General features: G+C 67.6%; 21 protein-coding genes. 9 read left to right on the top strand and 12 right to left on the bottom strand.

Annotated elements, in window-relative coordinates:
* Nucleotides 1–119: 119 nt before the first annotated feature.
* Together QRN25_RS14160 and QRN25_RS14155 are read right to left on the bottom strand one after the other, a co-directional pair.
* Nucleotides 120–1,247: a sigma-54 interaction domain-containing protein gene (locus tag QRN25_RS14160; RefSeq protein WP_285019988.1), complete on the bottom strand. Its 1,128-nt coding sequence runs from the start codon at nt 1,245–1,247 to the stop codon at nt 120–122.
* Nucleotides 1,248–1,334: 87 nt separating this feature from the next.
* Nucleotides 1,335–2,369, bottom strand: coding sequence for an ABC transporter substrate-binding protein (locus QRN25_RS14155; RefSeq protein ID WP_285019987.1), 1,035 nt, complete (start codon nt 2,367–2,369; stop codon nt 1,335–1,337).
* Between the two features lie 237 nt (nt 2,370–2,606).
* Here QRN25_RS14155 and QRN25_RS14150 point away from each other — a divergent pair, with 237 nt between their 5' ends.
* Nucleotides 2,607–3,545: an LLM class flavin-dependent oxidoreductase gene (locus tag QRN25_RS14150; protein ID WP_285019986.1), complete on the top strand. Its 939-nt coding sequence runs from the start codon at nt 2,607–2,609 to the stop codon at nt 3,543–3,545.
* A gap of 16 nt (nt 3,546–3,561) precedes the next feature.
* Nucleotides 3,562–4,716, top strand: a complete 1,155-nt coding sequence (locus tag QRN25_RS14145; RefSeq protein ID WP_271183097.1) for an LLM class flavin-dependent oxidoreductase — start codon at nt 3,562–3,564, stop codon at nt 4,714–4,716.
* 129 nt (nt 4,717–4,845) lie between these two features.
* Here the strand turns inward: QRN25_RS14145 and QRN25_RS14140 are convergent, their stop codons facing one another.
* From QRN25_RS14140 to QRN25_RS14125, 4 genes are all read right to left on the bottom strand, one after another.
* Nucleotides 4,846–5,910: an ABC transporter substrate-binding protein gene (locus QRN25_RS14140; RefSeq protein WP_285019985.1), complete on the bottom strand. Its 1,065-nt coding sequence runs from the start codon at nt 5,908–5,910 to the stop codon at nt 4,846–4,848.
* 112 nt (nt 5,911–6,022) lie between these two features.
* Complete coding sequence (locus QRN25_RS14135) at nt 6,023–6,874, bottom strand: ABC transporter ATP-binding protein (RefSeq protein ID WP_285019984.1); 852 nt, start codon at nt 6,872–6,874, stop codon at nt 6,023–6,025.
* 8 nt (nt 6,875–6,882) lie between these two features.
* Nucleotides 6,883–7,653: an ABC transporter permease gene (locus QRN25_RS14130; protein WP_285019983.1), complete on the bottom strand. Its 771-nt coding sequence runs from the start codon at nt 7,651–7,653 to the stop codon at nt 6,883–6,885.
* Nucleotides 7,650–8,414, bottom strand: a complete 765-nt coding sequence (locus QRN25_RS14125) for an ABC transporter permease (protein ID WP_285019982.1) — start codon at nt 8,412–8,414, stop codon at nt 7,650–7,652. The genes QRN25_RS14130 and QRN25_RS14125 overlap by 4 nt, the downstream gene beginning before the upstream one ends.
* A gap of 212 nt (nt 8,415–8,626) precedes the next feature.
* Between QRN25_RS14125 and QRN25_RS14120 the strand changes: the two genes are divergently transcribed.
* Nucleotides 8,627–8,956, top strand: coding sequence for a DMT family transporter (locus QRN25_RS14120; protein WP_285019981.1), 330 nt, complete (start codon nt 8,627–8,629; stop codon nt 8,954–8,956).
* A 104-nt stretch (nt 8,957–9,060) separates the two neighbouring features.
* On the opposite strand, the gene QRN25_RS14115 is transcribed toward QRN25_RS14120, so the two are convergent.
* The 3 genes from QRN25_RS14115 to QRN25_RS14105 form a co-directional block, all read right to left on the bottom strand.
* Nucleotides 9,061–9,807, bottom strand: coding sequence for a siderophore-interacting protein (locus tag QRN25_RS14115; RefSeq protein ID WP_285019980.1), 747 nt, complete (start codon nt 9,805–9,807; stop codon nt 9,061–9,063).
* Between the two features lie 17 nt (nt 9,808–9,824).
* Nucleotides 9,825–10,424, bottom strand: a complete 600-nt coding sequence (locus tag QRN25_RS14110; protein ID WP_285019979.1) for an O-methyltransferase — start codon at nt 10,422–10,424, stop codon at nt 9,825–9,827.
* 165 nt (nt 10,425–10,589) lie between these two features.
* On the bottom strand, nt 10,590–13,175 hold the full coding sequence (locus QRN25_RS14105) for a TonB-dependent receptor (protein ID WP_285019978.1): 2,586 nt from the start codon (nt 13,173–13,175) through the stop codon (nt 10,590–10,592).
* A 345-nt stretch (nt 13,176–13,520) separates the two neighbouring features.
* Between QRN25_RS14105 and QRN25_RS14100 the strand changes: the two genes are divergently transcribed.
* Together QRN25_RS14100 and QRN25_RS14095 are read left to right on the top strand one after the other, a co-directional pair.
* Nucleotides 13,521–14,702, top strand: a complete 1,182-nt coding sequence (locus tag QRN25_RS14100; protein WP_285019976.1) for an LLM class flavin-dependent oxidoreductase — start codon at nt 13,521–13,523, stop codon at nt 14,700–14,702.
* An 11-nt stretch (nt 14,703–14,713) separates the two neighbouring features.
* Nucleotides 14,714–15,304, top strand: a complete 591-nt coding sequence (locus tag QRN25_RS14095; protein WP_285019975.1) for a malonic semialdehyde reductase — start codon at nt 14,714–14,716, stop codon at nt 15,302–15,304.
* Between the two features lie 65 nt (nt 15,305–15,369).
* Here the strand turns inward: QRN25_RS14095 and QRN25_RS14090 are convergent, their stop codons facing one another.
* The 3 genes from QRN25_RS14090 to QRN25_RS14080 all read right to left on the bottom strand — a co-directional run bounded on the left by QRN25_RS14090 (nt 15,370) and on the right by QRN25_RS14080 (nt 18,837).
* Nucleotides 15,370–16,050, bottom strand: a complete 681-nt coding sequence (locus QRN25_RS14090) for a class II aldolase/adducin family protein (protein WP_285019974.1) — start codon at nt 16,048–16,050, stop codon at nt 15,370–15,372.
* A gap of 12 nt (nt 16,051–16,062) precedes the next feature.
* Nucleotides 16,063–17,100: an ABC transporter substrate-binding protein gene (locus QRN25_RS14085; protein ID WP_285019973.1), complete on the bottom strand. Its 1,038-nt coding sequence runs from the start codon at nt 17,098–17,100 to the stop codon at nt 16,063–16,065.
* Nucleotides 17,101–17,277: 177 nt separating this feature from the next.
* Nucleotides 17,278–18,837 carry an ABC transporter substrate-binding protein gene (locus QRN25_RS14080; RefSeq protein ID WP_285019972.1) on the bottom strand — a complete coding sequence of 520 codons (1,560 nt, stop codon included), beginning with the start codon at nt 18,835–18,837 and terminating at the stop codon, nt 17,278–17,280.
* 1,015 nt (nt 18,838–19,852) lie between these two features.
* Between QRN25_RS14080 and QRN25_RS14075 the strand changes: the two genes are divergently transcribed.
* The 4 genes from QRN25_RS14075 (at nt 19,853) to QRN25_RS14060 (ending at nt 24,684) form a co-directional block, all read left to right on the top strand.
* Nucleotides 19,853–21,067 carry an LLM class flavin-dependent oxidoreductase gene (locus QRN25_RS14075; protein ID WP_285019971.1) on the top strand — a complete coding sequence of 405 codons (1,215 nt, stop codon included), beginning with the start codon at nt 19,853–19,855 and terminating at the stop codon, nt 21,065–21,067.
* The gene (locus tag QRN25_RS14070) at nt 21,067–22,602 is read left to right on the top strand and encodes an ABC transporter substrate-binding protein (protein WP_285019970.1); all 1,536 of its coding nucleotides are present in this window, start codon (nt 21,067–21,069) and stop codon (nt 22,600–22,602) included. The genes QRN25_RS14075 and QRN25_RS14070 overlap by 1 nt, the downstream gene beginning before the upstream one ends.
* A gap of 259 nt (nt 22,603–22,861) precedes the next feature.
* Entirely contained in the window at nt 22,862–23,920 is a 1,059-nt protein-coding gene (locus tag QRN25_RS14065) for an ABC transporter substrate-binding protein (RefSeq protein ID WP_285019969.1), read from the top strand.
* A 32-nt stretch (nt 23,921–23,952) separates the two neighbouring features.
* Nucleotides 23,953–24,684, top strand: coding sequence for a class II aldolase/adducin family protein (locus tag QRN25_RS14060; RefSeq protein WP_271183079.1), 732 nt, complete (start codon nt 23,953–23,955; stop codon nt 24,682–24,684).
* Nucleotide 24,685: the final 1 nt, after the last annotated feature.

The following is a 24,685-nucleotide window of genomic DNA, read 5'->3' as shown; positions in this document are numbered from 1 at the left end:
CCAAGGACGCAAAATGCCGTTCTGTCAGGGGTTTGATACGGCCGGACGGCAGCCGATGTTCAGATCGACGCACCGGCTGCGCGAATTTCGATGCGGGAATGCGCCATTGGGCGCAGGTGTCAGATGAGGCCGAAGTTCTTCAGGTGCGTGCGCAGCACGCTGCGAGTCACGCCCAGTGCGGCGGCGGTGCGGATCTGGTTGCCCTCGTACCGCGAGAAGGCGGTGCGCACGACGTTCTCGATCGTGCGGTCGAGCAGGGCGCCCTGTTTCTCCTCGAGAAAGCGCGCGACCAGCGGGGTAAGGCGATCTTCCATGATGGCCTGGTCGGCCGCCGCTGCAGGCAATTCTGCGGACGGTTCCTCAGGGGCGGGGCGGATCGTTTGCGGCCGGGCATCGAGCGCATGGAGCGCGAGGTCGTTGGCGGTGATCTGGCCGTCGATGCAGGTCAGGGTCGCGCGCAGGATCGCGTTTTCCAGTTCGCGGATGTTGCCGGGCCAGGGGTGGGAGAACAGCGCTTCTTCCGCCCCCGCAGTGAGTTCCAGTCGCCCCGCCCCGATCTTCGTCCCGTACAGTTCGAGGAAGTGCCGGGCCAGCGGCAGGATGTCCGCACGCCGCTCACGCAAGGGCAGGATCGGCAGGGCGACGACGTTGAGGCGATAGAACAGGTCTTCGCGGAAACGGCCTCCGGAGACGGCCCGGGCGAGGTCCAGGTTGGTCGCCGCGATCAGCCGCACGTCGAGCGCGACGGGTTTGCGCGCGCCGAGCCGGACCACCTCGCGCTCCTGCAGGATGCGCAGCAGCTTGACCTGCAGAGACTGCGGCAGGTCGCCCACTTCGTCGAGGAACAGGGTGCCGCCGTTCGCCGCCTCGAACCAGCCGGGGCGGGCGTCCATGGCGCCGGTGAAGGCGCCGCGTTCATGCCCGAACAGTTCCGATTCGATCAGGCTTTCGGAGAAGGCGCCGCAATTGACGGCGATGAAAGGGCCGCTGCGGCGATCGCTCAGCGCGTGGACGTAGCGGGCGACCAATTCCTTGCCGGTGCCGGTTTCCCCGGTGACGAGCACGGTGGCCTCGCTGGGCGCGGTGCGCTCGATCAGCGGCACCATCGCCCGCGAGCGAGGATCGGAAAACACGAAGGCCCGTGCGCGGATCGCCGGAATCGCGGGATTTGTAGGGTCGAGCGACAGGATCGTCCTGCCGCTGCCTCGCCCTGCCAGAGCTTCCGACCGGTGTTTCGCTAACGCCATGGTTCGTGCCTCCTCGCCGCGCACTGTGCCATCGACTCATTGTCTATAGGAATAGTAGAGAATATAGCCGACTGGCAAGCGTTACCTTCAGGCGGCGCGGTCGAGCGCCCTCAGCGCCAGTGCGGCGGCGAGCGGGCGGGCGTCCACCCAGGCATCGACGTCCACTGACTTTTCGAGGAAGCCGTGCAGTCGCAGGAAGCGCTCCTGCACGCGCAGCATGTCGATCCGCTCGGCGGAAAGGTCGGGGTGAAGCGCGCGGTGGAAGCCGTCGCGATAGGCGGCCTCGACGCCGACCGGCCCCGCGAAAGTCTCGCGCTCCAGGATGTGCTTCAGTTCCACCGGATGCCCGGCGGCCCAGTCGGCGGCGCGCAGGGTCTGGTGAAGGAAGCGCACGACGAGGTCGAAATGCGCATCGATCATGTGGCGATGGGTGACGATCGGACGCGGGGTGCCGTTGTTCACCCGCGTCATGCGGCTGGGATAGGCGTCGAGGTCGATGCCCACTTCGAGCCCTAGCGCCATCGCGGCTTCGGCGGCGGCGGCGCCCTTGACGTAGACCGCGTCCACCCGCCCTTCGGCCAGCGCCTGAAGGCCCGACCACATGCGCTGCATCATCTGCGGTTCGGAGAAGTCCACTTGCGGCGTCGGCACGTCCACCAGCGTCACGTCCTCCAGTTCGAGTCCGGCCAGCCGCAGCGCGTTCTTGATCCCGTGCAGCGACATGCCGCGCACGACCGAGGCGCCCCGCGTCGAGACGTAGCCCGGCAGGGCGAAGCGCAGCCCCTTGAGGTGCGCGGGATCGAGCACCTGTTCGCCGGGGCGCACCATGATCGCCTGCCGCTCGTCGATCCAGGTCAGGCCGATCACGCGGGTTTCCGCGCCCAGCGCCCGCGCCGCGAGGGCGGGGATGTTGCCGCCCTCGCGAAACAGCGCCCGCGTCATGTCGTGATGGTCATGCTCGACCACGCGCAGACGGTCCTCGCGCAGCCAGTTCACGGCGATGCCGTCCCGTCCGAAATCGGCGTCGAGCCAGCCCAGCGACCAGGCGATGCTCGATGCGGCGGGCACCGGCGAGCGTACCAGCCAGATCCGATCGAGTTCCCCAGTCCCAGTCACGCTCACCGCACCGCATCTCCGTTCGTTCGCCGGCCTGAAAGCAAAGGCCGTGCCAGCGCCGGGCCATGGCGCGATTGAGCGGTTCCGGCCGCTCGCGTGTCCAGATCGCGACGCTGCGCTGCGCAGAATTGCGCAGCAGGGCGGCACGCAGGAACCGAGGCGCGGGAAGCGCCGTGGTTTGCCGAGCATGGCACGGTCCATGCTTCGGAGAAACCGCAATATCTCGATCGAAGGGAGCCACCGATGGCACTGCGTTTCTACTGGCACTTGTCGAGCACTGCGGCGGCCGACCGGCGCCGCGCCGAATGGGGCGATGGTGACCGGCCCTGGGTTCCGGCCCGTGATGCCGGCAGCCGCCGCCTCCAGATCAACCACTACGACTACCTCACGCAGGTTGCGCGCGCGGCCGAGCTGACCGGCTTCGACGGTATCGTGATACCCGACGAGCCTGAGGGCGAGGAGCCGTGGATCGTCACCGGCACCCTGCTGCGCGAGACGCGGCGGGTGCAGCTGGTCACGGCCGTCGCGCCGGGGTCGGCTTCGGGCGTCTACCACGCCAAGATGGCGGCGAGCGTGCAGCGCTTCTCGGGCGACCGGCAGGGCTGGCTGATCGACCCGCGCCAGGGGCCGGAAGCCGGGGACGCCATCGACGAGGCCGAAGTGCCCGCGCGCACCGGCGAACTGTTGACGCTGCTGGACGGCGTCTGGGGCGACGGTCCGTTCGATCAGGAGGGCCGCCACTTCGTCGTCGAGAAGGGCGGCTTCGGCGATCTCGTACGGGGGCGCCGCCGTCCGCCGGTGTGGCTGCGCGCCTCGCAGGCGCCCGATGCGGACCTGCTCGCCCATGCCGAAGTGTTGCTGCTCGATACCGGCCTGTCGATCGAGGCACTCGGCGATTTCGTGTCGGGCGCGCGTGATGCCTACCCGGATTTGCGCATCGCCGCGCGGATACCGCTGCTCGCCCGCGCCGAAGCGGCCGACGTCGCGGTGGAGCGCGGGCGGACGGCGCCCTCGGCCGATACGCTGGTCGGCACGTACGATGAGGTCGCCGCGACGCTCGCGGACCTCGAACGGGCGGGCCTCGATATCGCCGTGCTGTCGGCCACCAACCAGATTCACGAAGTCCACGTCGCGGGCGAGCAGGTCATCGGCCGCGTGCGCGCAGCGGCGATCGCCGCCTGAAGGAAAGGGCAACGACATGAGCATCGATTTCTACTGGCGCATCCCCACGCATGGATGCAGCAGCTCGATCCGCGAGCGCAGCTTCAACCGGGGAGACTGGTCGCCGCTGGCCCCCGGCAACCAGACGCCGGGGCTGGTGGACGGCGGGCCCGACGGGACCAGCTACCTCGACCACATGGCCGAGATCGCGCGCGCGGCGGAGATTTCCGGTTTCGTCGGCGGGCTGCTGCCCTCGTTCCCGATGACCGACGACCCCTGGGTGATCTCCGCCGCGCTTGCGCGGGCGACCAAGGCCTTCCGCTTCATGATCGCGTTCCAGCCGGGATTCCTCAGCCCCGTGCGCGCCGCGCGCATGTCCGCCAGCCTGCAACGGGCGACCAACGGGCGGGTGGTCTACAACATCATCACCGGTGGCGGCGGTCCGGCGCAGCGCTGGTGGGGCGACCCCTTCGACCACGACGATCGCTACGGCCGCACCACCGAGTTCCTCGACGTGATGAAGGGCGTGTGGAAGGACGGCCCCTATACGCACAAGGGCCGCTTCTACGAGGTCGACAACGGCGCCCTGCCGCCGGCGCTGGCGCAGGAGGATCTGCCGACGATCTACTTCTCCGGCTCGTCCGAGGCGGCGTTGCAGTCGGCCGCGCGCCACGCCGATTATTACCTCTCGTGGCTGGAGCCGTTCGGGCAACTGGCGCAGAAGTTCGATCAGGTGAAGGCGCGCACCGCCGAACTCGGCCGCGCCATCAAGTGCGCGATCCGCGTCGAAGTCGTCGCCCGGCCCACCGAAGAGGAAGCCTGGCGCGAGATCGAACTGGGCTTCGCCAATGTAAAGGCCGCCAGCCGTAACGAGTTCGGCGAGCGGCGCGGGGACTCGGTGGGCGTGCAGCGCCTGGCCGGGCTGGGCGTGGCCGACGCGCGGGACTGGCGCGACCTTATCGTCTCGCCCAATGTCTGGGGCGGGTTCAGCCTGCTGCGCCCCGGTCCGGCGCTGGGCATCGTCGGCAGTTACGAGAACGTCGCGGCGCGGCTGGACGAACTGATCGGGCTGGGCGCGGATTCCTTCATCCTCGCCGCCACGCCGCATCTGGAAGAGGCTTACCGGGTGGGCGAGGAAGTGCTGCCGTTGCTGGGGCACCGGGCGGTGCAGCGGCTGGAGGCGGCGGAGTAGGCGAAAAAGAGCCCGGCGATTTTCGCCGGGCCTTGTTGTCTGTCACCCTCGTCATTGCGAGCGAAGCAATCCAGGGCGGTTTAATGCTGCCTTGGATTGCTTCGCTTCGCTCGCAATGACGAACGGGGCTCAGCGCGGCTCGGTCCACCAGCCTTCGAGTTTCAGGTCGCGGATCGCCTTGTCGACATAGCTGCGGTCGATCAGGTGCGAGACGTCCACCTTGCTGCGCGTCAGCCCGGTCTGCGCGGCGTAGTCCGCCACGAAGTCGAAGTGATCCTGTATTTCGCGGCCCGGCAGCGGGGAATAGCGCTGGCGCCACGGAAGCTGGTTGTTTTCGGCGTCCCGGATGACCGCTTTGAGCGGTGTGCCGCCCAGCGTTCCCCACGACAGCACGGTGTCGCGGTGCTTCTCCTCGCTCGACCAACGCGCCTGCCGTACGAAGGCATCGACGACGATCTGGACGATGTCGGGGTGCGCGTCGATGAAGTCCTTTCGCGCGAACGTTCCGGCGACCATCTTCCAGCTTTCCGGTGCATCCTTGGTGGACCACAGGACGCGGGCGAGGCCCTTTTCCTCCAGCACGTAGGGCTCGGCCTGGATCAGCACGATGGCATCGACTTTGCCGCCGGTCAGCGCGGCCTGTCCGGCGACGGCATTGACGTTGATGATCTTGAAGTCATCCAGCGTCATGCCCTGCGACTGGACGTAGCGCGCGAATCCCGCCTCCCACGGCCGTCCGCGATGGAGCGCGATGCGCTTGCCCTTGAGGTCACGCAAGGTGCGCGCGGGCGATTCCCGGCCCACCGCGAGGTAGATGTTCGAACCCGCGCGGCTGGGGACCACCAGCTTGAGGTTCACGCCGCCCGCCATCGCGATCACCGAGGGCAGGTCGCCATAGGCCGCCATGTCGATGGTCTTCGCGGCGAAGCCCTCGTTCACCACCGGCCCGCCGACGGAAGGCGGCACCGGCACCCAGCGGGCCTTCCAGCCCTTCTTCGCCAGTTCGGCGTCGAGCCAGCCGTCCTTCTGTATCCGGGCGAGGCCGCCGATGAACTCGTTCGCCCCGTTCTTCGGCGAGACGATTCCGGCGATGTCGACGACTTTTTCCGCCGGCTCGCCGCTTTCGGAAGAGCAGGCGCCCAGCAATGCGAGGGCGGGCAGCAGCAGGGCCAGGAACGTGCGGCCTTTGGTCATGGATAACTCCGGGTCAAGGTGGTGCGGGATCCTTCGACAAGCTCAGGATGAGCGGAGGTGGGGTAAACTTCCCAATTCCGCTCAGGCTGAGCTTGTCGAAGCCCAATGGCCATCAGCTACGGGTTCGCGCCGGAAACGAGACGAGCGTGCCGTCCTCCTCGCGCGGTTCGCGGGTGAGTTCGCCGAGGATCTCGTCCTTGAGGCGGTGCAGCAGGGGCGAGGCGCGGTCGCGCGGGTGGGGCAGGTCCACGTCCACCACGCGGGCGATGCGGCCCGGGCGCGGCGACATGACGACCACCCGGTCGCCGAGGAACAGCGCCTCGTCGACGTCGTGCGTTACCATGATCATGGTGGTGCCCGCTTCCATCCAGATGCGCTGGAGTTCGGCCTGGACCTTGACGCGGGTGAGTGCATCGAGCGCGCCCAGCGGCTCGTCCAGCGCCAGCACCCTGGGTTCGTTGACCAGCGCGCGGGCGATCGCGGCGCGCTGGGCCATGCCGCCCGAAAGCTGGTGCGGATAGGCCTCGCCGAAGTCGGACAGGCCGACCAGCGCGAGGTGCTCGGCGATCAGGCGTTCGCGCCGTTCCTTCGGCGGTTTCTGGTTGAGCAGCGCCACCTCGACGTTCTGCGCCACCGTCATCCACGGGAACAGGCGGTGATCCTGGAACACGAGGCCGCGTTCCAGCCCGGTGCCCGCGACGCGGGTGTCGTCCAGCCGAATCTCGCCGTCGTAGTCGGTGTCGAGGCCCACGATCAGCCGCAGCAGCGTGGACTTGCCGCAGCCGGAGGGGCCGACGATGCTGACGAACTCGCCGGGCCGGATCGACAGGTTGATGTCGTCCAGCACGGTCATCGATTTGCCTGACATCGCGTAGCGCTTGGACAGGCCGGCGATGCGCACGGCGCCGGTGCGGGATGGTCCGGTGGTCCCGGCAGGTTCGCGCAAGTGTCGAGGGTCGGTCATGGCTTGTCCTAGTTTCCGGGGGCGGGCTGCCAGCGCAGCAGGCGGGCGCGCAGCAGGGCGAACAGCTGGTTGAGGGCAAAGCCCATCACGCCGACGCAGGCGACGCAGACGAGCACCACGTCGGTCCGCGCGGCGACCTGCGCGGCCATCATCTCGGTGCCGAGGCCGGCGGTGGCGCTGAACAGCAGCTCGACGCCGATCGTGGCGATCCACGCGAAGGCGAGCGCCTGCGAAATGCCGGTGAAGATCAGTGGCAGCGCGCTGGGCCAGGCGATCAGGCGCAGCGACTGCAGGCGGTTGAAGCCGTAGAGGCGGCCCACTTCGGCCAGCTTGCCCTCGACCGCCTGCATGCCCTTCTGGGTGTTGAGGACAGTCGGGTAGAAGGCCGAGAGCGAGACGAGCAGCAACTTGGCACCGTCGCCGTTGCCGAACCACAGCGCCACCAGCGGCAGCCAGCCGAGGATCGGCACCTGCCGCAAGGTAGTCACGATCGGCCCGGCGGTGCGGTCGAACGGCCGCCACAGGCCCATGGCTATCCCGGTGGCGATGCCGATCGAGCCGCCGATCAGCAGCGCCGTCAGCGCGCGCTGGAGGCTGGCCCCGGCGTGAAGCAGCAACCGCCCGTCGAGCAGCATCTCCACCAAGCTGCGCGCGACCTGTTCCAGCGGTGCGAAGGCATAAGCATGGCCCGCGCCCTGCCGCGATTCCCACTCCCACCAGCCGAGCACCAGCGCCGGAAACAGCAGGGCGAGCGAAACGGATCGCAGGCGCAGGCTCATGTCGCGGTCCTCCAGCGGCTCAGGTGGCGTTCGAGCCGGACCATCGAAGCGTCGAGCAGAAAGCCGATCAGCCCGGCGACGATGACGCCGCAAAGCACGACGTCGATCTGGAACAGCTGGCGGCCCATCTCCATCATCTGGCCGAGCCCGCTGTCGGCCGCGAGCAGTTCGGCGGCGACCAGCGAAAGCCAGCCGCGCGTCAGGCCCAGCCGCAGTCCGGTCAGCACTTGTGGCACCGTCGCGGGCAGGATCACCCGGGCGAGGAAGGGGGCCAGCGGCATGCGGTAGAGCCGGGCGACTTCGCGGTGGCTGGCGGGGATGTCGCGCACCGCGTCATGCGTGGCGAGGGCGGAGGGGAAGAAGCTTGCGACCGAAACGATGACGATCTTGAAGCTGTCCTCCACGTCGAAGAACAGGATCAGCAGCGGGATGAAGGCGATCGTCGGCACCTGCCGAATGCAGGTGAACGTCGGCCAGAGCAGCCGGTGCACATTGCGCGAAAGCGCCATCGCAACGCCGGTGGAGACGCCGACGAGACTGCCCGCCAGGAACCCGCAGGCGAGGCGGTAGAGGCTGGCCGAAAGGTGGCGTTCCAGCTCGCCGCTGGATGCCATCGCCAGCAGGGTGGCGCCGATCTGTTCGAGCGGGACGAGCACTTGCCTGGGCCAGATGCCGGTCGACGCGGCGATTTCCCATAGAACCAGCAGGGCGAGCACCGGCGCCAGTCTGATTGCGGCTTTCCCTGGACTTGGTCTGTGCACTGCGAAAGGTACTCCCGGTGCCGGTGCGGCGCTTGGTCACTTCCGGGCCAATTCAGCAAGGTCCATGCCAGACACCGCAAACCGACTGTGCGGGCGGACCGGATGGAAAGAGCGGGGCGGCGCTGTCGAAATCTGCGCAGTGGCTGCATCGAAACCGCCAGAGGCGGGCAATCAGGTTGCCAGCGCGCGCCGGGAGGCATAGGCCCGCAGGCATGAACTGGCTCTACCTTGTCGGCGCCATCGGCTTCGAGATCATCGCCACGTCCGCGCTCAAGGCTACGGACGGCTTCACCCGCGTGGTGCCCACCGCCGTGACGGTGGCGTGCTACGTCGCGGCGTTCTTCTGCCTTTCGGTGGCCTTGCGCACGATCCCGATGGGGGTGGCTTATGCGATCTGGTCGGGCGTGGGGATCGTCGCGATCTCGCTGATCGGGCTGGTTGTCTATCGCCAGCAGCTGGACGCACCGGCACTGGCGGGCATCGCGCTGATCCTGGCCGGCACGCTCGTCATCAACCTGTTTTCAAAAGCGGCCGGGCACTGAAAGTTTAATCGACTGACGTGGATACGGCACCGGCCGCTGCTTCTGCGGGGCAGAAGCAAGCCCGCACCCGCGCAAGTCTGCGCGGGTGCGGCGGAACGCATCGCTCAATCCTCGATCCGGCCGTGCGAGTCCGCTTCGCCCTTGCGCCAGTAGCCGGCGGCCTTGGACCATTCGCGCGGGTGGCCGCGTTCGGTGACGAGGTGGTCGCGCACCGCGCGCGCCACGGTGGTTTCCCCGGCGATCCACACGAAGCCGTCGCCCTCCGGCAGCGCGATGTTGCGCAGCACGGCGAGCAGCGCAGCGGGATCGTCGGCGCTTCGTGCGGGACGGTGAGCCCAGATCGGCACAAGCCGGGCGGCGGTCTCGAAGTGCTGTTCCTCCTCGGGGCCGGTCACCGCGACGACGCTGATGACGTGCGCGCCTTCGGGAAGTTCCTCGATCCGGCGGCCGATGGCCGGAAGCGCCGTCTCGTCGCCGACGAGAAGCCACCAGTCGAAAGTGGGAGAGATCACCGCCGAACCGCGCGGGCCGCCGATTTCGAGGGCATCGCCCGGTTCCGCGTCGATCGCCCAGCGGGTTGCCGGGCCGGCGTCGTGGACGGCGAAATCGAGCGTGAGGGTGCGTTCCTCGCGGTCGTAGGCGCGCGGGGTATAGTCGCGCCGCTGCTCGCCGCCGTCTCCGGCAGGGAGGAACAGCTTGACATGGTCGTCTGCGCCGAGGCTGACGAAATCGGCAAGGTCGTCGCCTTCCACGACGATGCGGATCATGTTCGGCGTGATGCTTGTCTTGTCGCGCACGGCAAGGTGGCGGCGACGCGTTTCGTGGCGGTGGCGGGTGATTTCATGCTTCATCGGGATAGCTCCTGGATTCAGGCGGGCGCATAGCGGCTGACTTCGATCCCGGTGCCCACGGGCAGCAGGATGCTCGTCACGCCGGGCTTGGCGCGCACGGCCTCGACATAGGCGCGGGCGTTCTCGCCGCCGGGCCGGATGATGTTGTCGGCAACGATCACCGCGCCGGGCGCCAGTCTGGGATAGAAGGCGTCGAGCGCGGGGACGTAGAGGTCTTTCCACAAGTCGAGCAGGACGAAGTCGATCGGCTCGTCGATCGCCGCGATCAGTTGCAGCGCGTCGCCGACGCGGAAGTCGATGTATTCGGCAAGTCCCGCCGCCGCCGCCTGTTCGCGGGCGTGGGCGGACTTGTAGTCCTGCAGTTCCAGCGTGATGACCTTGCCGCCCGAAGCGCGCGCGGCCTCGGCCAGCCAGATGCCGGAATAGCCGTAGGAGGTGCCGATCTCCAGGATCGTGGGCGCATCGAGGCTGCGCGCGATCAGGTTGATGAGCCGCCCCGTGTCCGGCCCGACGGCGAGAAGCCGGTCGTCCCTGGACCCGGGCGTGAAGGGCTGCGTGCGTTCGTGCGCGATGCGGGCGTGATAGCCTTCCAGCACCGCGCTGACTTTATCGTCCATGTCCTGTCCTTGATCGACGGCGTCCCGTTTCATGTCCGGGGACTCGGTGAGTGCCTTGCCGTCTCAGGATAAGGATGGATAAGCGTCAATCAAGATATATCTTAAAAGTAATTTGTATCGCTTGGTATCACGCCCGTCCCGCTACCGGGACGGGGCGTTTCGCCGTCAGAAGTTGAAGCCGAACTGCGCCGTGATCGAGCGCCCGCGCGTGGGCTGCAGGAAGGTGTTGGTCGAGCCTGTCAGGCCGCTCACGAAGTTCAGCTGGTCGGTCAGGTTCTGCACCTGGATCTGCGCGTTCCAGCGCGGCTGGCGGTAGAACAGGCCAAGGTCGAGGTTGTAGCTGGTGGGGATGCGCACCGTCTTGCTGAGGTTCAGATACCACGGGCTTGTCAGCCAGCCCGACAGTTCCGCGCCGAAGCCCGAAGGGTGGCGCCAGTCGAGGTAGCCGCTGAGGTTGTACTTGGGGATCTGCACCGCGTCGAAGCGGCCCGCCGGCAGCTGGTTGAGCACGTTGCTGTCGCTGAACACCGTTCCGTTGTCCGCCACGAAGCCGCGCGGGGCGAAACCGGCCTGCGAGGTGTACTCGTTGTAGGCGGACAGGTAGTTGAAGTTCAGCCCGGTGCGCCAGGCTTCGCTCGGCTGGTAGCGCAGGGTGGTCTCGATGCCCTTCACCTTGAGGCGGGCGATGTTGTTGAACTGGTCGGGGCTCTGGTCGCGGGCCTGCTTGAAGCCGGAGAGGGTCACGAACAGCTGGCCCGCGATCGGCTCGGCCTTGATGCCGACTTCGTAAAGCTCGCTCAGGCTCTTGAACTGCAGCGGGTTGAGCAGGTTCGCCGCCGCGCCGCTGCCCCAGGTGAGGCCGTTGGAGAACAGGCCGGTGTTGATCGCGATCGAGCGGTCGTACGTGAAGTAGATCGTCGAGCTTGCGGTCGGCTTGACGTAAGGGCTGACCTGGACCGAGTAGAGCTTGAAGTCGCCGTCGTCCTTGCGCTCGCTGGCGCCGGGCAGCGGGAAGGGGTTCCTGATCGAGGCATCGACCCAGCTGCGGCTGCCGCCCACGTTCAGCCCCGCGAAGTCGCCGAACTTGAGGTTGTGCTGGGTGAAGGCGGTGATCGTCGTCCAGGCCGTCTGCGAGGTATAGGCGGCGACCGATTCCGCGTAGAGACCGTTGCCCGCGTAATACATCGGCGGCAGGCTCAGCCAGCCGAAGTAGTTGGAATACTGCGGCTGGCCCGCCGTGCCGATCCACGCCGCGTTGCCACCGTTGGGATTGGCGGTGGTGATGCCCAGCAGGTCGCCCGGGTTCTTGGTCGAGGGATCGAGCGTCAGGTCATAGGCGTAGATGCTCGTGCCGAAGCTGTTGTTCGCCGCGATCGAGCGGTTGGTCTCGCGCCGGTAGATCACGCCGGTATTGCTGTCGTCGACAATGCCGCCGCCGAAGTCGAAGCTGTGGCGCACCTCGAGGCGGTTGTCGAAGATGCGGTCGCGCGACTGCACCTGGAACGATCCGGTGGCGTCGGTGGTGTCGCTGGAGCGCTCGTAGAAGGTGCTGTTGACCACGCTGGTGTGCTCGCCGACGTCCCAGTTCAGCTTGAGCTGCGCGGTGAAGCGCCTGGAGGTGTTCTGGTCCTCCGCGCGCTGTGAGCGCTGGCGGGAGATCTTGGTCAGTTCGTTGCCTTCCAGCGTCGGGTCGTAGACCCAGCCGCGTACGGTGCCGGGGCTCGTCTGGGTGTTGGGCGAGGCGGTCTGGAAGGTGCCGGGCACGACCACGTACTGGCCCGCGGAATTGCGCGCGCGCTGCACCCAGCCGGTGGTGGCGGAATTCGCGTCACCCGAGGCGAAGACCGGCGACCAGTAAGTCGAGCCGTTCTGGATGATCGGCGTCGCCCGCCCCGCGTAGTAGAGGCCGTCGTCCACCAGCGACTGCGTCGCGCGGTTCCAGCCGTGCGTGACGTTCCAGTCGTAGTAGTTGTCGTAGGAGGCGTTGAGGTCGGCGCGGAAGTTGCTCGCCGGTTTCCATGCCAGCGCGCCGTAGAAGGCGTAGAAGTTGTTCTTCACGTTGTCGTAGTAGTCGTCCTGCTTCTGCACCGTGATGCTGGTGCGGTAGGCCAGGGTGTCGCTGATCGGCGCGGTGTCGTCGCCGGTCACGGTGAAGCCGAACTTCGACTTGCCGTCCGGAATGATCGAGCCGATGCGCGTCGTCAGGCTGGAGCGGCGCTGGTCGAAGTCCGGCTTCTTGGTCAGGTAGTTGATATAGCCGCCGCTGCCCGTCACCGAACCGAAGATCACCGAGGAGGGACCGGCGACGATGTCCGCGCCTTCGTAGGCGTTGAAGTTTGCCGGGTGGCGTACGGCATAGCCGCGCTGGCCGTCCTGGAACACTTCGGAGCCCTGTGCGCGCAAGGTCGGAACGATCCCTGCGTTCTGCCCGCCGCCGCGCGTGATGCCCGGCGCGTACTTGGCGAGATCGTCGGAGCTGGTGATGATGTCCTTGGTGAGCTGCTCGGTATTGATCTGGGTGACCGAGCGCGGCGTGTTCAGCAGCGTCTCGCCGGTGCCGTAGATCGAGGTCGGCGCGCGGCTCGAGAGGATCGACGTTTCCTTGTTCAGCCGCTCGCCGTTGACGGTGATCGCGTCCCCGTCCCTGTCGGCGGTTTCGGCAGCCCCCTCCTCGGCGGTCTCGGCATGGGCGGTGGCGGTGAACGCCAGCGACAGGGCGCTGGCGGCGATAAGGTACTTGGTGACGCGCATGGGATGCTCCTGCTTCGACCCGGCAATTCGGTCTCTTGCGGCCGGTGTCTTCAAGGCGGAGCCGAAACCCTCATGCGGACCCCCCGGTGCGGCCGCTCCACCCTTGCAGGCTGTTAAGCAAAGCGCGTGCCAGAGGGGTTTGTTGTTTTAATTCAATGATATGTTCGGAGCGGTGGCTGGTGGAATCTGCGCATTGCGGCGGCGCGTTGAACAGTTCGCAACGCATGGTGATTTCGCAGCATGTCGCGGCGAGGCGACCATCGCATCGATTTGAAATATAGTGATAATCCGTGATGGCCCAGGACTTGCTTACGATTTTCGCACAACAGCGAAAGGTCGAGGCATATGGCAGTCAAGCTACTCTGGTATCTCACCGCACCGGACGGCGTGGTCCCCTGGGAGGAGAAGGGGCGCTGGGACACCGGCTTCGACCACCTTCAGCAACTGGCCGCGACGATCGACAAGCTGGGCTTCTACGGCGCCCTGCTGGCGACCGGTTACGGCGGCAACGACGTCCTGACCGTGGCCGCCGCGACGCTTTCGGTGACGAAGCGCATGACGTTCCTGGGCGCGATCCATCCGGGCCTGCTCTCGCCCGCCAAGCTCGCGCAGATCGCGCTGACCATCAACCAGTTCTCGGGCGGACGTCTGGCGCTGAACGCGGTGAACGGCAACGACGCGACGCAGCAGGCCTATGGCATGTTTCTCGAACATGACGAGCGCTACGACTACAGCCTCGAGTACTGGCGCGCCTTCAAGCATGCCTATTCGGGCGATCCGGAGGGCTTCCACGGCAAGTATATCCAGCTTACCCCGCCGCCTGCGCGCGGCTATCGCCCGGCCCACGAAGGGGCGGAGCGTCCGTCCGTGCCGCTGTGGGGCGCGGGCACGTCCGCGCCCGGGGTGGCCCATTCGGTGCAGCTGCTCGATACGTACCTGAGCTTCGCCGACACCCCGCCGCGCCTCGGCGACAAGTTCCGCCGGGTCGGCGCGGAGGCCGCGAAGCTGGGCCGCACGCTGGATTATGGCACCCGCCTCCAGATCATCGTACGCGAGACCGAGGAAGAAGCCTGGGACTACGCGCAGTGGCTGATCGACCAGACCTCGCTCGATTATGCATACCAGGGCCTCAAGCGCTTCCTGCCGCCGGGCGAGACGCTGGAGACCTACCGCAGCGCCGATCCGCAAGTGAACCGCAACCTCGACACCTTGCGCAGCGGGCGGTGGCCCAAGGCCCGCGACTTCGAGATATATCCGAATATCTGGACCGGCCCGGCGCTGCACGGCTTCGGCATCCTCGGCCCGGGCGCGGGCACCACGCTGGTCGGCAGCGCCGAGAACGTCGCCGCCCGCATCCGCGAGTTCGAGGCGCAGGGGGCGAAATCGTTCATCCTTTCGGGCTGGCCGCTGATCGAGGAAGCGCACCGCGTGGCGCACCTGCTGTTCCCGCTGCTCGACCTCGACCACGGTTTCGAGGTGCCGCTGCTCAATGCCCGGCGCACCCGGCCGCTGCTGTCGGTCGCCTGAGGAGATAGCGCATGACCACCATGACTTTGCCCGTCGCATCGCTCGACCAGATCTTCGGCAATGCCCGCAGCAACCACCGCTACCAGCCGCGCGCCGTGGGGGAGGAGACGGTGCGCGAACTCTACGAATTGACCAAGCTGGCGCCCACCGGCTTCAATTCGCAGCCCGCGCGCTACGTCTTCATCCGGTCGGCCGAGGCGCGCGAGCGGCTGGGCGCGGTGCTGTCGAGCAGCAACCGCGACAAGGCGCTGGCGGCGCCGCTCAACGCCATCGTTGCATGGGACAGCGCGTTTCCCGAACGCCTGCCGCAGATCCATCCGGGCCGCGATCTCAGCGGCTTCTTCACCGATCCGGCGAAGCGGGAGTCGGCGGGCGTGTTCAACACCGCGCTGCAGGCAGGCTTCCTGATCGTGGCGGCGCGCTCGCTGGGGCTGGATGTGGGGCCGATGACCGGCTTCGACGCGGCGGCGCTGGACCGCGCGTTCTTCCCGGACGGCCGCTATCGCTCGCTACTGGTGCTGAACCTTGGCTACGGCGATCGCAGCCAGATTTCCGAACGCGGCGTGCGGCTGTCGTTCGAGGATGCGGTGCAGGTGCTTTAACCGACAGGAAGGGCCGCCGGGGTCGCAAGCGGCGGCCCTTCCTGTGGGCACCAGCCGTTGCCCCCTCAGGCCGGTGCGAATTCGCGGGTGAACGAGCGGCCCTTCTCGAGCAGCCCGGTGCGCTTCCACTGCAGGTCGAGCGCACCTTCGGTATAGACCTGCGCCCCGCCGATCTGCGCGGCGATGGCCTGCAGGCGGGCGGATTCCTCGATCAACAGGACAAGCTGCGCGGTATCGACGATGCCCTTGCCCCAGAAGTTCGCGCCGCCGTTGCTTTCCAGCAGACCCGGTGGCGGCGCGAGGTCGGGGTAGGTGTCCAGACGCTCGCGGATCGTCTCCAGCACGCTGACGCGGCGCTCCAGATGGTTGGGAATCTCGCGCGCCAGCAGGTGGCGCTGGGCCGCGACGTAGAGGATCGGGAACGGCTTGTGCGCCAGCGACCATGCGGCAAGGTGCGGCGTATGGGCGTGGATCAGCGTATCCGCGCCCAGCCGCGTCTCGTTCAGCACGGAATCCCTGGCATCCGAGAAGCGCGATGCGGCGACCTTCACCTCGCTGTCGCGCGACCACGGCGAGGGAAAGCGGAACGCGAGCAGGACATCGCGATCGGGCACCTTGTGCGCAACGTTGAAGATCAGGCTGGCGGTCAGCGTGCCGCTGTCCTTGAGGAACCGGAAGGCGTGCGCTGCGTCGTCGCGGGCCCTGGCGATATAGTCGGCCAGTTCGATGTCGATGCTGTCGGTCATGGCTTGCGCTCCTTATTCGGCGGCGACACGGCTTTCGGCGGCGATCAGGGTACGCGCCTCGATCAGCGGGCCGCGGTCGATCCACGCGGCGACGTCGAAGTCGGCCTCCAGAAAGCCCCAGTCACGTAGGAAGTCCTTCTGCGCCGAGAGGCCCGCCACATAGTCCTCGGTCAGGCGCGGGTGCAGGCTGGTGGCGTAGCGCGGGAAGGTGGCGGCGATCGTCTCGCGGTCCGAACGGCCGTCTTCGGCGGTCAGGGCATCGAGCGCGGCTTCCGGATTGGCCTCGGCCCATTCGGCTGCGCGCAGCAGCGCGGCGATGTAGCGCACCACGAGATTGCGGTTCTGCTCGAGGAAACTGCGGTGGACGGTCAGCGGACGCGGGGTGCCGTTGTTGATGCGGTGGAGCGGATTGGGCTGGTCGGTCAGGCGCACGAGTTCGTGCAGGGCCGTGCCATGTTCGCGCAGCAGGCGCAGGCCGGAGGACTGGCGCAGGAACACGGCGTCCACGCGCCCGTCGAACAGCGCGTCCAGTTCCGCCCCGCCTGATCCGGGGCCCGATCCGCGCCCGGTGGCGCCGTAGACGTTGCGCTCCACCGGCACGTCCACGAAGGTTACTTCGTCGCGGGTGAGGCCCGCGACCGCCAACCCGTTGGCAAGGCCGTGGAAATTGGCGCCGCGCTGGAAGTCGATCGAGATGCCGGCATAAAGCGGCACCGCCAGCCGCTTGCCCCTGAGGTCCGCCAGCGTGCGGATGTCGCTGTCGGCGCGGGTGACGATGGACTGGAATTCGTCCACCCAGCTGATCGCCAGCACCACCGTGTCCGCCCCCTTCGCGCGGGCCCAGATGGGAGGAATGTTGCCGCCTTCGCGGAACATCGAGGGGATCGAGTGGTCGAAGTGGCTCTCGCGCACCGCCGCGTCGCCCGATTCCTGCAGCGAGCGCAAGGTGACGTCATCGCCGAACTCGTCGTGCAGGAAGCCCTGCTGGATCGCGATGGTGGAGGCAGTGGCGCCGCCGCAGCGGGTGAACAGGATTTCCGTATCGCTCATGATCGTATCCTTGTCGGTGTTTGAAGTGGATGGCCTCGGTCCCTTCCTTTCGTCATTGCGAGCGGCACAGCCGCGCGGCAATCCAGAGCGGCGTCAACTGCCCTGGATTGCTTCGCTTCGCTCGCAATGACGGACGGGTAGGGGCAAAGTGGAGTGCTCCGTAGAGTGATGGTCAGGTCAGGCGTGCCGCCAAAGTGCGTCGGTGCGCCAGGCGGAAAAGGCGGTGCGGTCGGGCGTGACGCCGCCGATGGCATTGGCGGCGGCGTCCTGGTTGTTGGAAAAGCCCCAGATCAGCAGACCGCCCTTGTCGTGCTGGATACGCTGCGCCGCGCTGACGAGGGCCTTGCGCTTCTCGACATCGGGCTGCCCTGCGGCCTGCGTGACGAGGCGGGTGAACTCCGCATCGTTGAAATGCGTCTTGTTGCCCGCCGAGCGCGGCCCGTCATGCTGCTGCAGCGTGAGCAGGAACGGCCGCGAAACGCCCGATACCGTGCTGAAGGTCCAGTTGTTCTTGTCCGGCCCGGCGAAGATGGAATCGTCCACCAGCCTGATCTTCACCGTGACGCCGGCTTCTCGCGCCTGCTCGGCGAACACGATCGCGGCATTGCCGCCCGCACCTGCCGTCGTCACCAGTTCCACCGTCAGCCCGCTGCCATGTCCAGCCGAGCGCAGCAGGCTGCGCGCTTCGGCGATGTCGCGCCGGCGCTGCGGGATGGTGTGGTCGAACGTCGGGTCGCTGGGCGAATAGAGGTCGTTCGCCACGCGGCCCTGGCCGTGCAGCACGCGCTTCACCAGTTCCTCGCGGTCGGCGATCAGACGGAAGGCCTTCGCCACGCGCGGATCGTCGAATGGCGCTTTGCTCAGGTTCATCGCGAAGCCCTGCCAGCCATCGGTCTCGGAGGAGACGAGCTGGAACTGGTCGGAGGACTTGAAGAAGGCGAGTTGCTCGAAGCCGATCGTCGGCGCCACGTCCACCTGCCCGGTCTGCATCGCCTGCAGCCGCGCGATCGGGTCCTTGAAGTCGATGATCTCGACCTCGTCCAGCCAGGGCTGTTCCGGCTTGTAGTAGTTCTCGAACCGGCTGAAGACCGAACGCTGGCCGGGCGTGAAGCTCTTGAGGCGGTAAGGCCCGGCGCCGACCGGGTTCTTCACCGGATCGTAGTCGGTCGGCACGATGCCGCCCCAGCTCATCCACAGTTCGGGCAGGGCGGCAAGGCCGTGGCCCTGTTCGAACGGGATGGTGACGGTCAGCGGATCGAGCGCCCTGATCCCGTCGCGCTGCAATCCGGGGATGTAGGAGCCGTAAGGCGACGCCAGCGCCGGGTCGGTCAGGCGGCGCAGGGAGTAGATGACGTCCTCGGCGCGGATCGATTTGCCGTGGTGAAATTCCAGCCCTTTCCTGAGGCGGATGGTCCACTGCGTCGCGTCGGCATTGACGTCGGCGAACTCGGCGAGCGCCAGTTCGGGGTTGGCCTGGCGGTTCCACTCCCACAGCTTGCTGTAGAGCGCCCAGCCCCGGAACGAGCCGGTGCCGAGCGGCTTGTGCGCGTCGAGATTGCCGGTCTGTGCGCCCGAGATGATGGCGATGCGGGCCTTGCCGCCGCGCTGCGGCCTGCCGCCGGTGGCGGTAGCGGGCGCTTCCTTGCCGCAGGCTGACAGCAGCCCGGTCCCCAGCGCCAGTCCCCCCGACAGCAGGGCGCCCCGGGCAAGAAATGCGCGGCGCGACCGGTCAGTCATGACGCGCGGTCCTTGCGGAAACGGATCGGCCGGCGGGGTGGGACTGGGGCACGCATGCTCTCCTTGCGGGAATGGGCAAGCCGTTCAGCAAGGCGCATGCCAACCGCGCGATTCCGGGACAGCGGGGCATGGGGAAGCCGGATGGCTGCGCAGTTCGCAGCTGTGCTGTGTGATTTGAAGCAGCCGGCATCTTGACATTTATAACCACATGGGTTATATGGCCCAGCATCCGCAGCAGTGCAGATCACATTGCTTCGGTGTATCGGGTCGGCGTCGTGGGCCGGGATGCGGTTTCAAGCCGCAGCTGTGCAAACCACGCGCCCAACGAAGACCCGGACTGTCTCTCGGCTCTGGAAACGTCCTTCGAACCGCTTTGTCCTTATGGACAGACAACGCGAAGGCTATCCCGGATGACCCATGACCGCCAACGATGCGAACCCTAACGTCGGTCATACGGGACGGCTCCGATGGAATGCCAAGGTCGAGCCGGGCTGACCACCGCTACCCGGCCGCTCGTCAGAGCAGGTGGAACACAAACCCCCGCGTCCCAGCTTGGACGCTCCCGGCGCCGACCCGATTTTACCTCGGATGCGTTGATTTTCCCCGGCGTTAGGCCCGCACTCGCCAGCGGGTATTGTCGTATGGCCTCACCCCACCTCGTCACCCGCGAGCGCAGCGAAGCAACCCAGGGCGGCTCAAGACTGCCCTGGGTTGCTTCGCTGCGCTCGCGGGTGACGAATGAGGGGCCCCTGAGGCAAAAGTGGCGCGCGCCGCAGGGGCTTCGACAAGCTCAGCCTGAGCGGGGTTGAGAGGTTTACGCTACTTCCGCTCACCCTGAGCTTGTCGAAGGGTCAGGCGCGGCCTGTCGAAGCCCCCGCGACCACGGATGCGCAGAACCCTTCATCGGCGGTGCTGTTTTCTCCACACTTGCGGGAGCGCGCGCCCGCCTTCTCCCGCGCTTTCCCCATTGGCACGGATGCTGCTTTGCGGTTCCCACATCTGTGGAGCACCGCCCATGACCATCGAGTTCTTCGCCCGCCTTCCGCTGCATGGCGAAACCCAGTATATCCCCGGAGACAACCGCAATCGCGGCGACTGGAACCGCCAGCCTCACGCCAGCACCGGCGCGGTATCGTCGGGCGAGGATGGCGACTTCGCCTACATCGACTATCTCTCGCAGGTCGCCCGCGCCGCCGAGATCAACGAGTTCTCCGGCGCGCTGCTGGTCAATGCGCCGTTCGGGGACGAGCCGTGGATCGTCTCCGCCGCCCTTGCGCGCGAGACGAAGCGGCTGCGCTTCGTCGATGCCTTTCATCCCGGCCACTTCAGCCCCTGGCAGGCGACGCAGATGGCGGCCAGCTTCCAGCGCATCAGCGGCGGGCGCCTCGTCTGGAATATCATTCAGGGCGGCTCCGACGGCTTGCTGCGCGCCAACGGAGAGCCGCTGCCGCATGACGAGCGCTATGCCCGTGCGATCGAGTTCCTCGATCTGGTCAAGGGCTTCTGGAGCAACGAGAGCTTCCATTACGAGGGCCAATACTACCGCGCCGACGGCGGGGGCTTGCGCGGCCCGCTGGCGCGCGCGCCGATCCCGACGATCTGCTCGGCGGGCACTTCCGAAGGCGCCAAGGAACTGGCCGCGAAGCATTCGGACTATTATCTCGTCCTCGCGGAATCGCCCGAGCATGTCGCGCGCAACATCGCCGACGTGAAGGCGCGCGCGGCGAAGTACGGCCGCGCCGACCACATCCGCTTCGGCGTCTCGGTGGACGCGATCGCCCGCGAAACGGACGAACTCGCTTATGCCGAGGCCAAGCGCTTTTTCGACGAAGGCGTGCGCGCGGGCACCGTGAAGGCTGCCGCCGAACGCTCCGCCCACATGTCCGACACCAACCGCGAGCGGTTCGAGCGCTACAACGGGCGCCCGGTCAACGACTTCGACGACCTGTTCGTGGAGCCGCACTTGTGGGGCGGCTTCGGCTACATCGGCATCCCGCCGGGCTTCGCCTTCGTCGGCAGCTACGAGAACGTCGCCGCCAAGATCCGCCAGTTCGCCGACCTCGGCCTCTCGTGGTTCTTCATCAACGGCTACCCGCATCTGGAGGAAATCTACCGCCTCGGCGAACATGTGCTGCCCCGCTTCCGCGCGCCACGACTGGCGGCAGTGGAGGAGGAGCAACCGGTGCCGCTCGTCTCGGGCGGTGGCCTTGCCGCGCGCGGGAACGGCTGATGGTGGCGGACCTTTCCCGGCGCGGCCTGATCGGCGGCGCGGCCGGTGCGGCGCTGCTGCTCTCTGGCTGCGGCAAGAGCGGCGAGGCGGGCAGCACGGCGCCCGCCAGGCCCCGGCGCGGCGGCACGCTGAAGCTGGGCATCGTCGATGGCGAGCGCTCGGGCAACCTCGATGCGCACAAGCCGCTGGGCACCGGCAGCATCATCCGCGGTTTCGCGATGTATGCGAAGCTGTGGGAGTGGGACGACACCATGCAGCCCAAGCTGGCGCTGGCGGAATCGGTGGAGCCCAACGCCAATGCCAGCGCCTGGGACATCCGCCTGAAGCCCGGGCTGGAATTCCACAACGGCAAGACCATCACGGCGGACGACGTGCTGTTCTCGATCCGGCGCATCACCGATCCGAAGCTGGCCTCGCCTTATGGCGCGCTGGTTTCGCCGGTGGATCGCGACGGGGTGCGCAAGCTCGATGAGCGCACCGTGCGCATTCCGATCCGCGAAGGGCGCGGCTTCGTGGCGCTGCCAGAGACCTGGACCAACTTCGGCGGCATCGTCCCGGTGGACTACGATCCGGTGACCAACCCAGTCGGCGCCGGGCCTTACCAGATCAACAAGTTCGAGCCCGGCCAGCGCGCGACGTTCACGCGCTTCGACAATTACTTCAAGCCGAACCGCCCTTATCCCGACGCGCTCGAGATTCTCGAGTTCAAGGACCAGACCGCCCGCATCGGCGCGTTGCTGGCGGGGCAGATCGACCTTGCCAACGCGATCCTGCCCGAGCAGGCCGGGCTGATCCGCAGCGACCGCCGCGCGCGCATTCTCACCTCGCCGACCAACGGCTGGCAGTCCTTCGACATGAACACGAAGGACGGCCCCTTCGCCGACGTGCGGGTGCGGCAGGCCTTCCGCCTGCTCGTCGACCGCGACGAACTGGTGCGCCGCGCGCTGCAGGGCGAAGGGCGCATCGCCAACGACCTCTACGCGCCGCAGGACCCGACGTTCGACCGGAGCATCGCCCAGCGCCGTCAGGATCTCGATCAGGCGAAAAGCCTGCTGCGGCAGGCCGGGCAGGAGGGGCTGCGCACCGAACTGGTGGTCGGCCCGGCCAACGTCGCCGCCGCGCTGGTGCTTGCCGAGCAGGCCAAGCGCGCCGGTGTCGATGTCAGGTTGCGGCAGGTCGATGCGGCGACGTTCGCGGGACCGGCGCGGCGCGACTGGCAGGTCAGCACCGGCGGGACGCTGGGGGTGCCGTGGCTTTCCACCGCGCTGCATATCGACGCGCCGAGCGCGGTGGCGAACAAGACCAACTTCCACGACCCGCGCTTCACCGCGCTGTTCGATCAGGCGCTGGCCCAGCCCGATCTCGCCGCGCGCTCGGAACTGGTCCACCGGATGCAGCGCATTCAGCACGACGAGGGCGGCCTGCTGATCTGGGGTTTCGCCAATACGCTCGACGGCGTCGGCCCGCGCGTCGGGGGGATCACGGCGGAGCGCTCGCACTTCCCGACCTGGCGCTTCGACCGGATGTGGGTGTGATCGCGCCGCCCCCATTTCGTCATTGCGAGCGCAGCGAAGCAATCCAGGGCGGTTTACACGGCCCTGGATTGCTTCGCTGCGCTCGCAATGACGAAGGGATGTGGGGGCAAGCTTCCGGACAAGGACTGAGCATAACCGGGCAGCGGCGGGGCAGGGCGCTGGTGAAATCTGCGCACCCGCTCCGCAGCCATCGCCCGAAACGGCGCAAGTGCGCGGTTGGCACGGCCTTTGCTCTCACCGTCGGCATAGTGGAGTTCCAATGACCGACAATATTCACACCATCGGCGAGGCGACGGCGGCAGGGCGGCTGGACCGCATCCTGTTCACCCGCTGCCCGGTGCCGACCGCCTCGGGCATCGCCCATTCGTTGGGCTGGCTGGGCGAGGAGTTCGGCCGCGACGGACTGCGCGTCGAGGCGCTGCAGGACAAGCCCCGCGCCATGCGCGCGCATCACAACGAGCACGATCTTCCCGGCCTGTTCCGCGAGGGCGGCAACATCCCCGCACTCGCCACCAAGGCGAAGGGCGCGCCGACCCGGGTGATCGGCCTGACCTGGATCGACGAGTGGCAGGCCGTGCTGGTCCGCCCCGAGACCGGCCCGATCGCGCCCGCGCAGCTGGGGGGCCTGCGCGTGGCGCTGCCCGCCTGGCGCGAGACGCGCGGCTCCAGCATCGCGCGCGGCATGTCGCTGGCGGGGATCAAGGGCGCGCTCGGCATCGCCGGGCTGACGCTGGAGGACGTGACTTTCGTGGACGTGCCGCTGGCCCCCGCTTCGGAGGATTCCGCCTTCAACCTCACCAACATGTGGTCGGGGATCGAGGCGCTGGTGGCAGGCACGGTCGATGCGGTCTACGTCAAGGGCGCCTCGGCGGTGGACGCGGCGAAGCGTGCAGGCGTGGTCGTCGGCATCGATCTCGACGGCTATCCCAGCCGCCATACCCGCGTGAACAACGGCACCCCGCGCCCGATCACGGTGAGCCAGGACCTGCTCGACGACCACTTCGACCTCGTCGTGCGCTTCCTCGAACAGACCCTGCGCGCGGCCGACTGGGCGGTGCACAACCTGCCCGCCGTGCGCGCGATCCTGCAGACGGAAACCCATGCCGGCGCGGCCGGGGTGGAGGCGGCGTACCGCAACAACTTCCACCGCTCGCTCCATCCCGACTTGTCCGAAGAGCGCATCGCGCTGCTCAGGCGGCAGGCCAATTTCCTGTGGCTCCACGGCTTCCTCGAACACGACGTCGATGTCGACGCCTGGATCGATCCCCGCCCGCTGGCAGCCGCCATCGAACGTCGTGCGCAGAACCGCGCCGCCTGAACCACCCGCCCAATGAACTGAGGAGAACGACCATGGCTACCGCAGTCCAGACATCCGAGCTGAATTCCACCGTCCTCGACTTCGCGAACGACGTCGTGCGCCAGTCCGCCGAAATCTTCCGCGCCTACCGCGAGACCGGCACCATCACCGCCAACGGCACCGTCGGCTTCATCGAGCGCGTGCCCGGCGAGGACAAGATCGTCTCGGTCAACCTGCCGCACCCCTTCGACCGCAGCACCTACAGCAACGAGCCGCTGAACTTCACCGTGACCGGGCTGGACGGCACCGCATTCAAGGGCCGGGCGAACGGGCGCTACCTCAAGGTGTTCAACGCCAATCCCACCGTCACCTCGCTCAGCCACGTCCACTCGCCCAACCTCGGCGCCTGGGCGCAGACGCACCGCACGCTGCCGATCAGCTACGTCCCCGTTCAGCGCTTCCACCTCGCCCGCGAACTGCCGGTTTACATCGACCGCCGCCAGGACGAGGCCGAGTTCATCAACGAGAAGCTGGCCGAGAATCCCTTCACCCCGGCGATCATCGAGGCCAACGGCGGCGCCACCGTCTGGGGCTGGAAGGGCCTGCGCGACCTCGCCGAGTTCATCCTGCTGCTGGAGGAAGGCGCCGACATCCAGATCAAGGCGCAGGCGCTCGGCGGCTCGCGCACCTACGGCCCCGGCGTCCTTCGCCAGCAGTGGAAGATGAGCAAGCGCTACGAAGAGGCGCTCGGCCTCGGCCTGCTGCCCGTCACCGACGTCGACTGAT

This window comes from Novosphingobium sp. fls2-241-R2A-195, assembly GCF_030209485.1.
In the GTDB taxonomy this organism is placed as follows: Bacteria; Pseudomonadota; Alphaproteobacteria; order Sphingomonadales; family Sphingomonadaceae; genus Novosphingobium; species Novosphingobium resinovorum.
Note: the sequence above shows the minus strand (reverse complement) of the source record. Positions and strands in the feature narration are given on the sequence as shown.

What these genes read in the sequence shown, in the direction of transcription:
- QRN25_RS14135 (WP_285019984.1), bottom strand. Translation starts at nt 6,874, where the DNA reads ATGACCGACCCTCGACACTTGCGCGAACCTGCCGGGACCACCGGACCA.
- QRN25_RS14130 (WP_285019983.1), bottom strand. Translation starts at nt 7,653, where the DNA reads ATGAGCCTGCGCCTGCGATCCGTTTCGCTCGCCCTGCTGTTTCCGGCG.
- QRN25_RS14095 (WP_285019975.1), top strand. Translation starts at nt 14,714, where the DNA reads ATGACCACCATGACTTTGCCCGTCGCATCGCTCGACCAGATCTTCGGC.
- QRN25_RS14160 (WP_285019988.1), bottom strand. Translation starts at nt 1,247, where the DNA reads ATGGCGTTAGCGAAACACCGGTCGGAAGCTCTGGCAGGGCGAGGCAGC.
- QRN25_RS14145 (WP_271183097.1), top strand. Translation starts at nt 3,562, where the DNA reads ATGAGCATCGATTTCTACTGGCGCATCCCCACGCATGGATGCAGCAGC.
- QRN25_RS14115 (WP_285019980.1), bottom strand. Translation starts at nt 9,807, where the DNA reads ATGAAGCATGAAATCACCCGCCACCGCCACGAAACGCGTCGCCGCCAC.
- QRN25_RS14120 (WP_285019981.1), top strand. Translation starts at nt 8,627, where the DNA reads ATGAACTGGCTCTACCTTGTCGGCGCCATCGGCTTCGAGATCATCGCC.
- QRN25_RS14105 (WP_285019978.1), bottom strand. Translation starts at nt 13,175, where the DNA reads ATGCGCGTCACCAAGTACCTTATCGCCGCCAGCGCCCTGTCGCTGGCG.
- QRN25_RS14110 (WP_285019979.1), bottom strand. Translation starts at nt 10,424, where the DNA reads ATGGACGATAAAGTCAGCGCGGTGCTGGAAGGCTATCACGCCCGCATC.
- QRN25_RS14075 (WP_285019971.1), top strand. Translation starts at nt 19,853, where the DNA reads ATGACCATCGAGTTCTTCGCCCGCCTTCCGCTGCATGGCGAAACCCAG.
- QRN25_RS14070 (WP_285019970.1), top strand. Translation starts at nt 21,067, where the DNA reads ATGGTGGCGGACCTTTCCCGGCGCGGCCTGATCGGCGGCGCGGCCGGT.
- QRN25_RS14150 (WP_285019986.1), top strand. Translation starts at nt 2,607, where the DNA reads ATGGCACTGCGTTTCTACTGGCACTTGTCGAGCACTGCGGCGGCCGAC.
- QRN25_RS14140 (WP_285019985.1), bottom strand. Translation starts at nt 5,910, where the DNA reads ATGACCAAAGGCCGCACGTTCCTGGCCCTGCTGCTGCCCGCCCTCGCA.
- QRN25_RS14090 (WP_285019974.1), bottom strand. Translation starts at nt 16,050, where the DNA reads ATGACCGACAGCATCGACATCGAACTGGCCGACTATATCGCCAGGGCC.
- QRN25_RS14085 (WP_285019973.1), bottom strand. Translation starts at nt 17,100, where the DNA reads ATGAGCGATACGGAAATCCTGTTCACCCGCTGCGGCGGCGCCACTGCC.
- QRN25_RS14080 (WP_285019972.1), bottom strand. Translation starts at nt 18,837, where the DNA reads ATGACTGACCGGTCGCGCCGCGCATTTCTTGCCCGGGGCGCCCTGCTG.
- QRN25_RS14065 (WP_285019969.1), top strand. Translation starts at nt 22,862, where the DNA reads ATGACCGACAATATTCACACCATCGGCGAGGCGACGGCGGCAGGGCGG.
- QRN25_RS14100 (WP_285019976.1), top strand. Translation starts at nt 13,521, where the DNA reads ATGGCAGTCAAGCTACTCTGGTATCTCACCGCACCGGACGGCGTGGTC.
- QRN25_RS14060 (WP_271183079.1), top strand. Translation starts at nt 23,953, where the DNA reads ATGGCTACCGCAGTCCAGACATCCGAGCTGAATTCCACCGTCCTCGAC.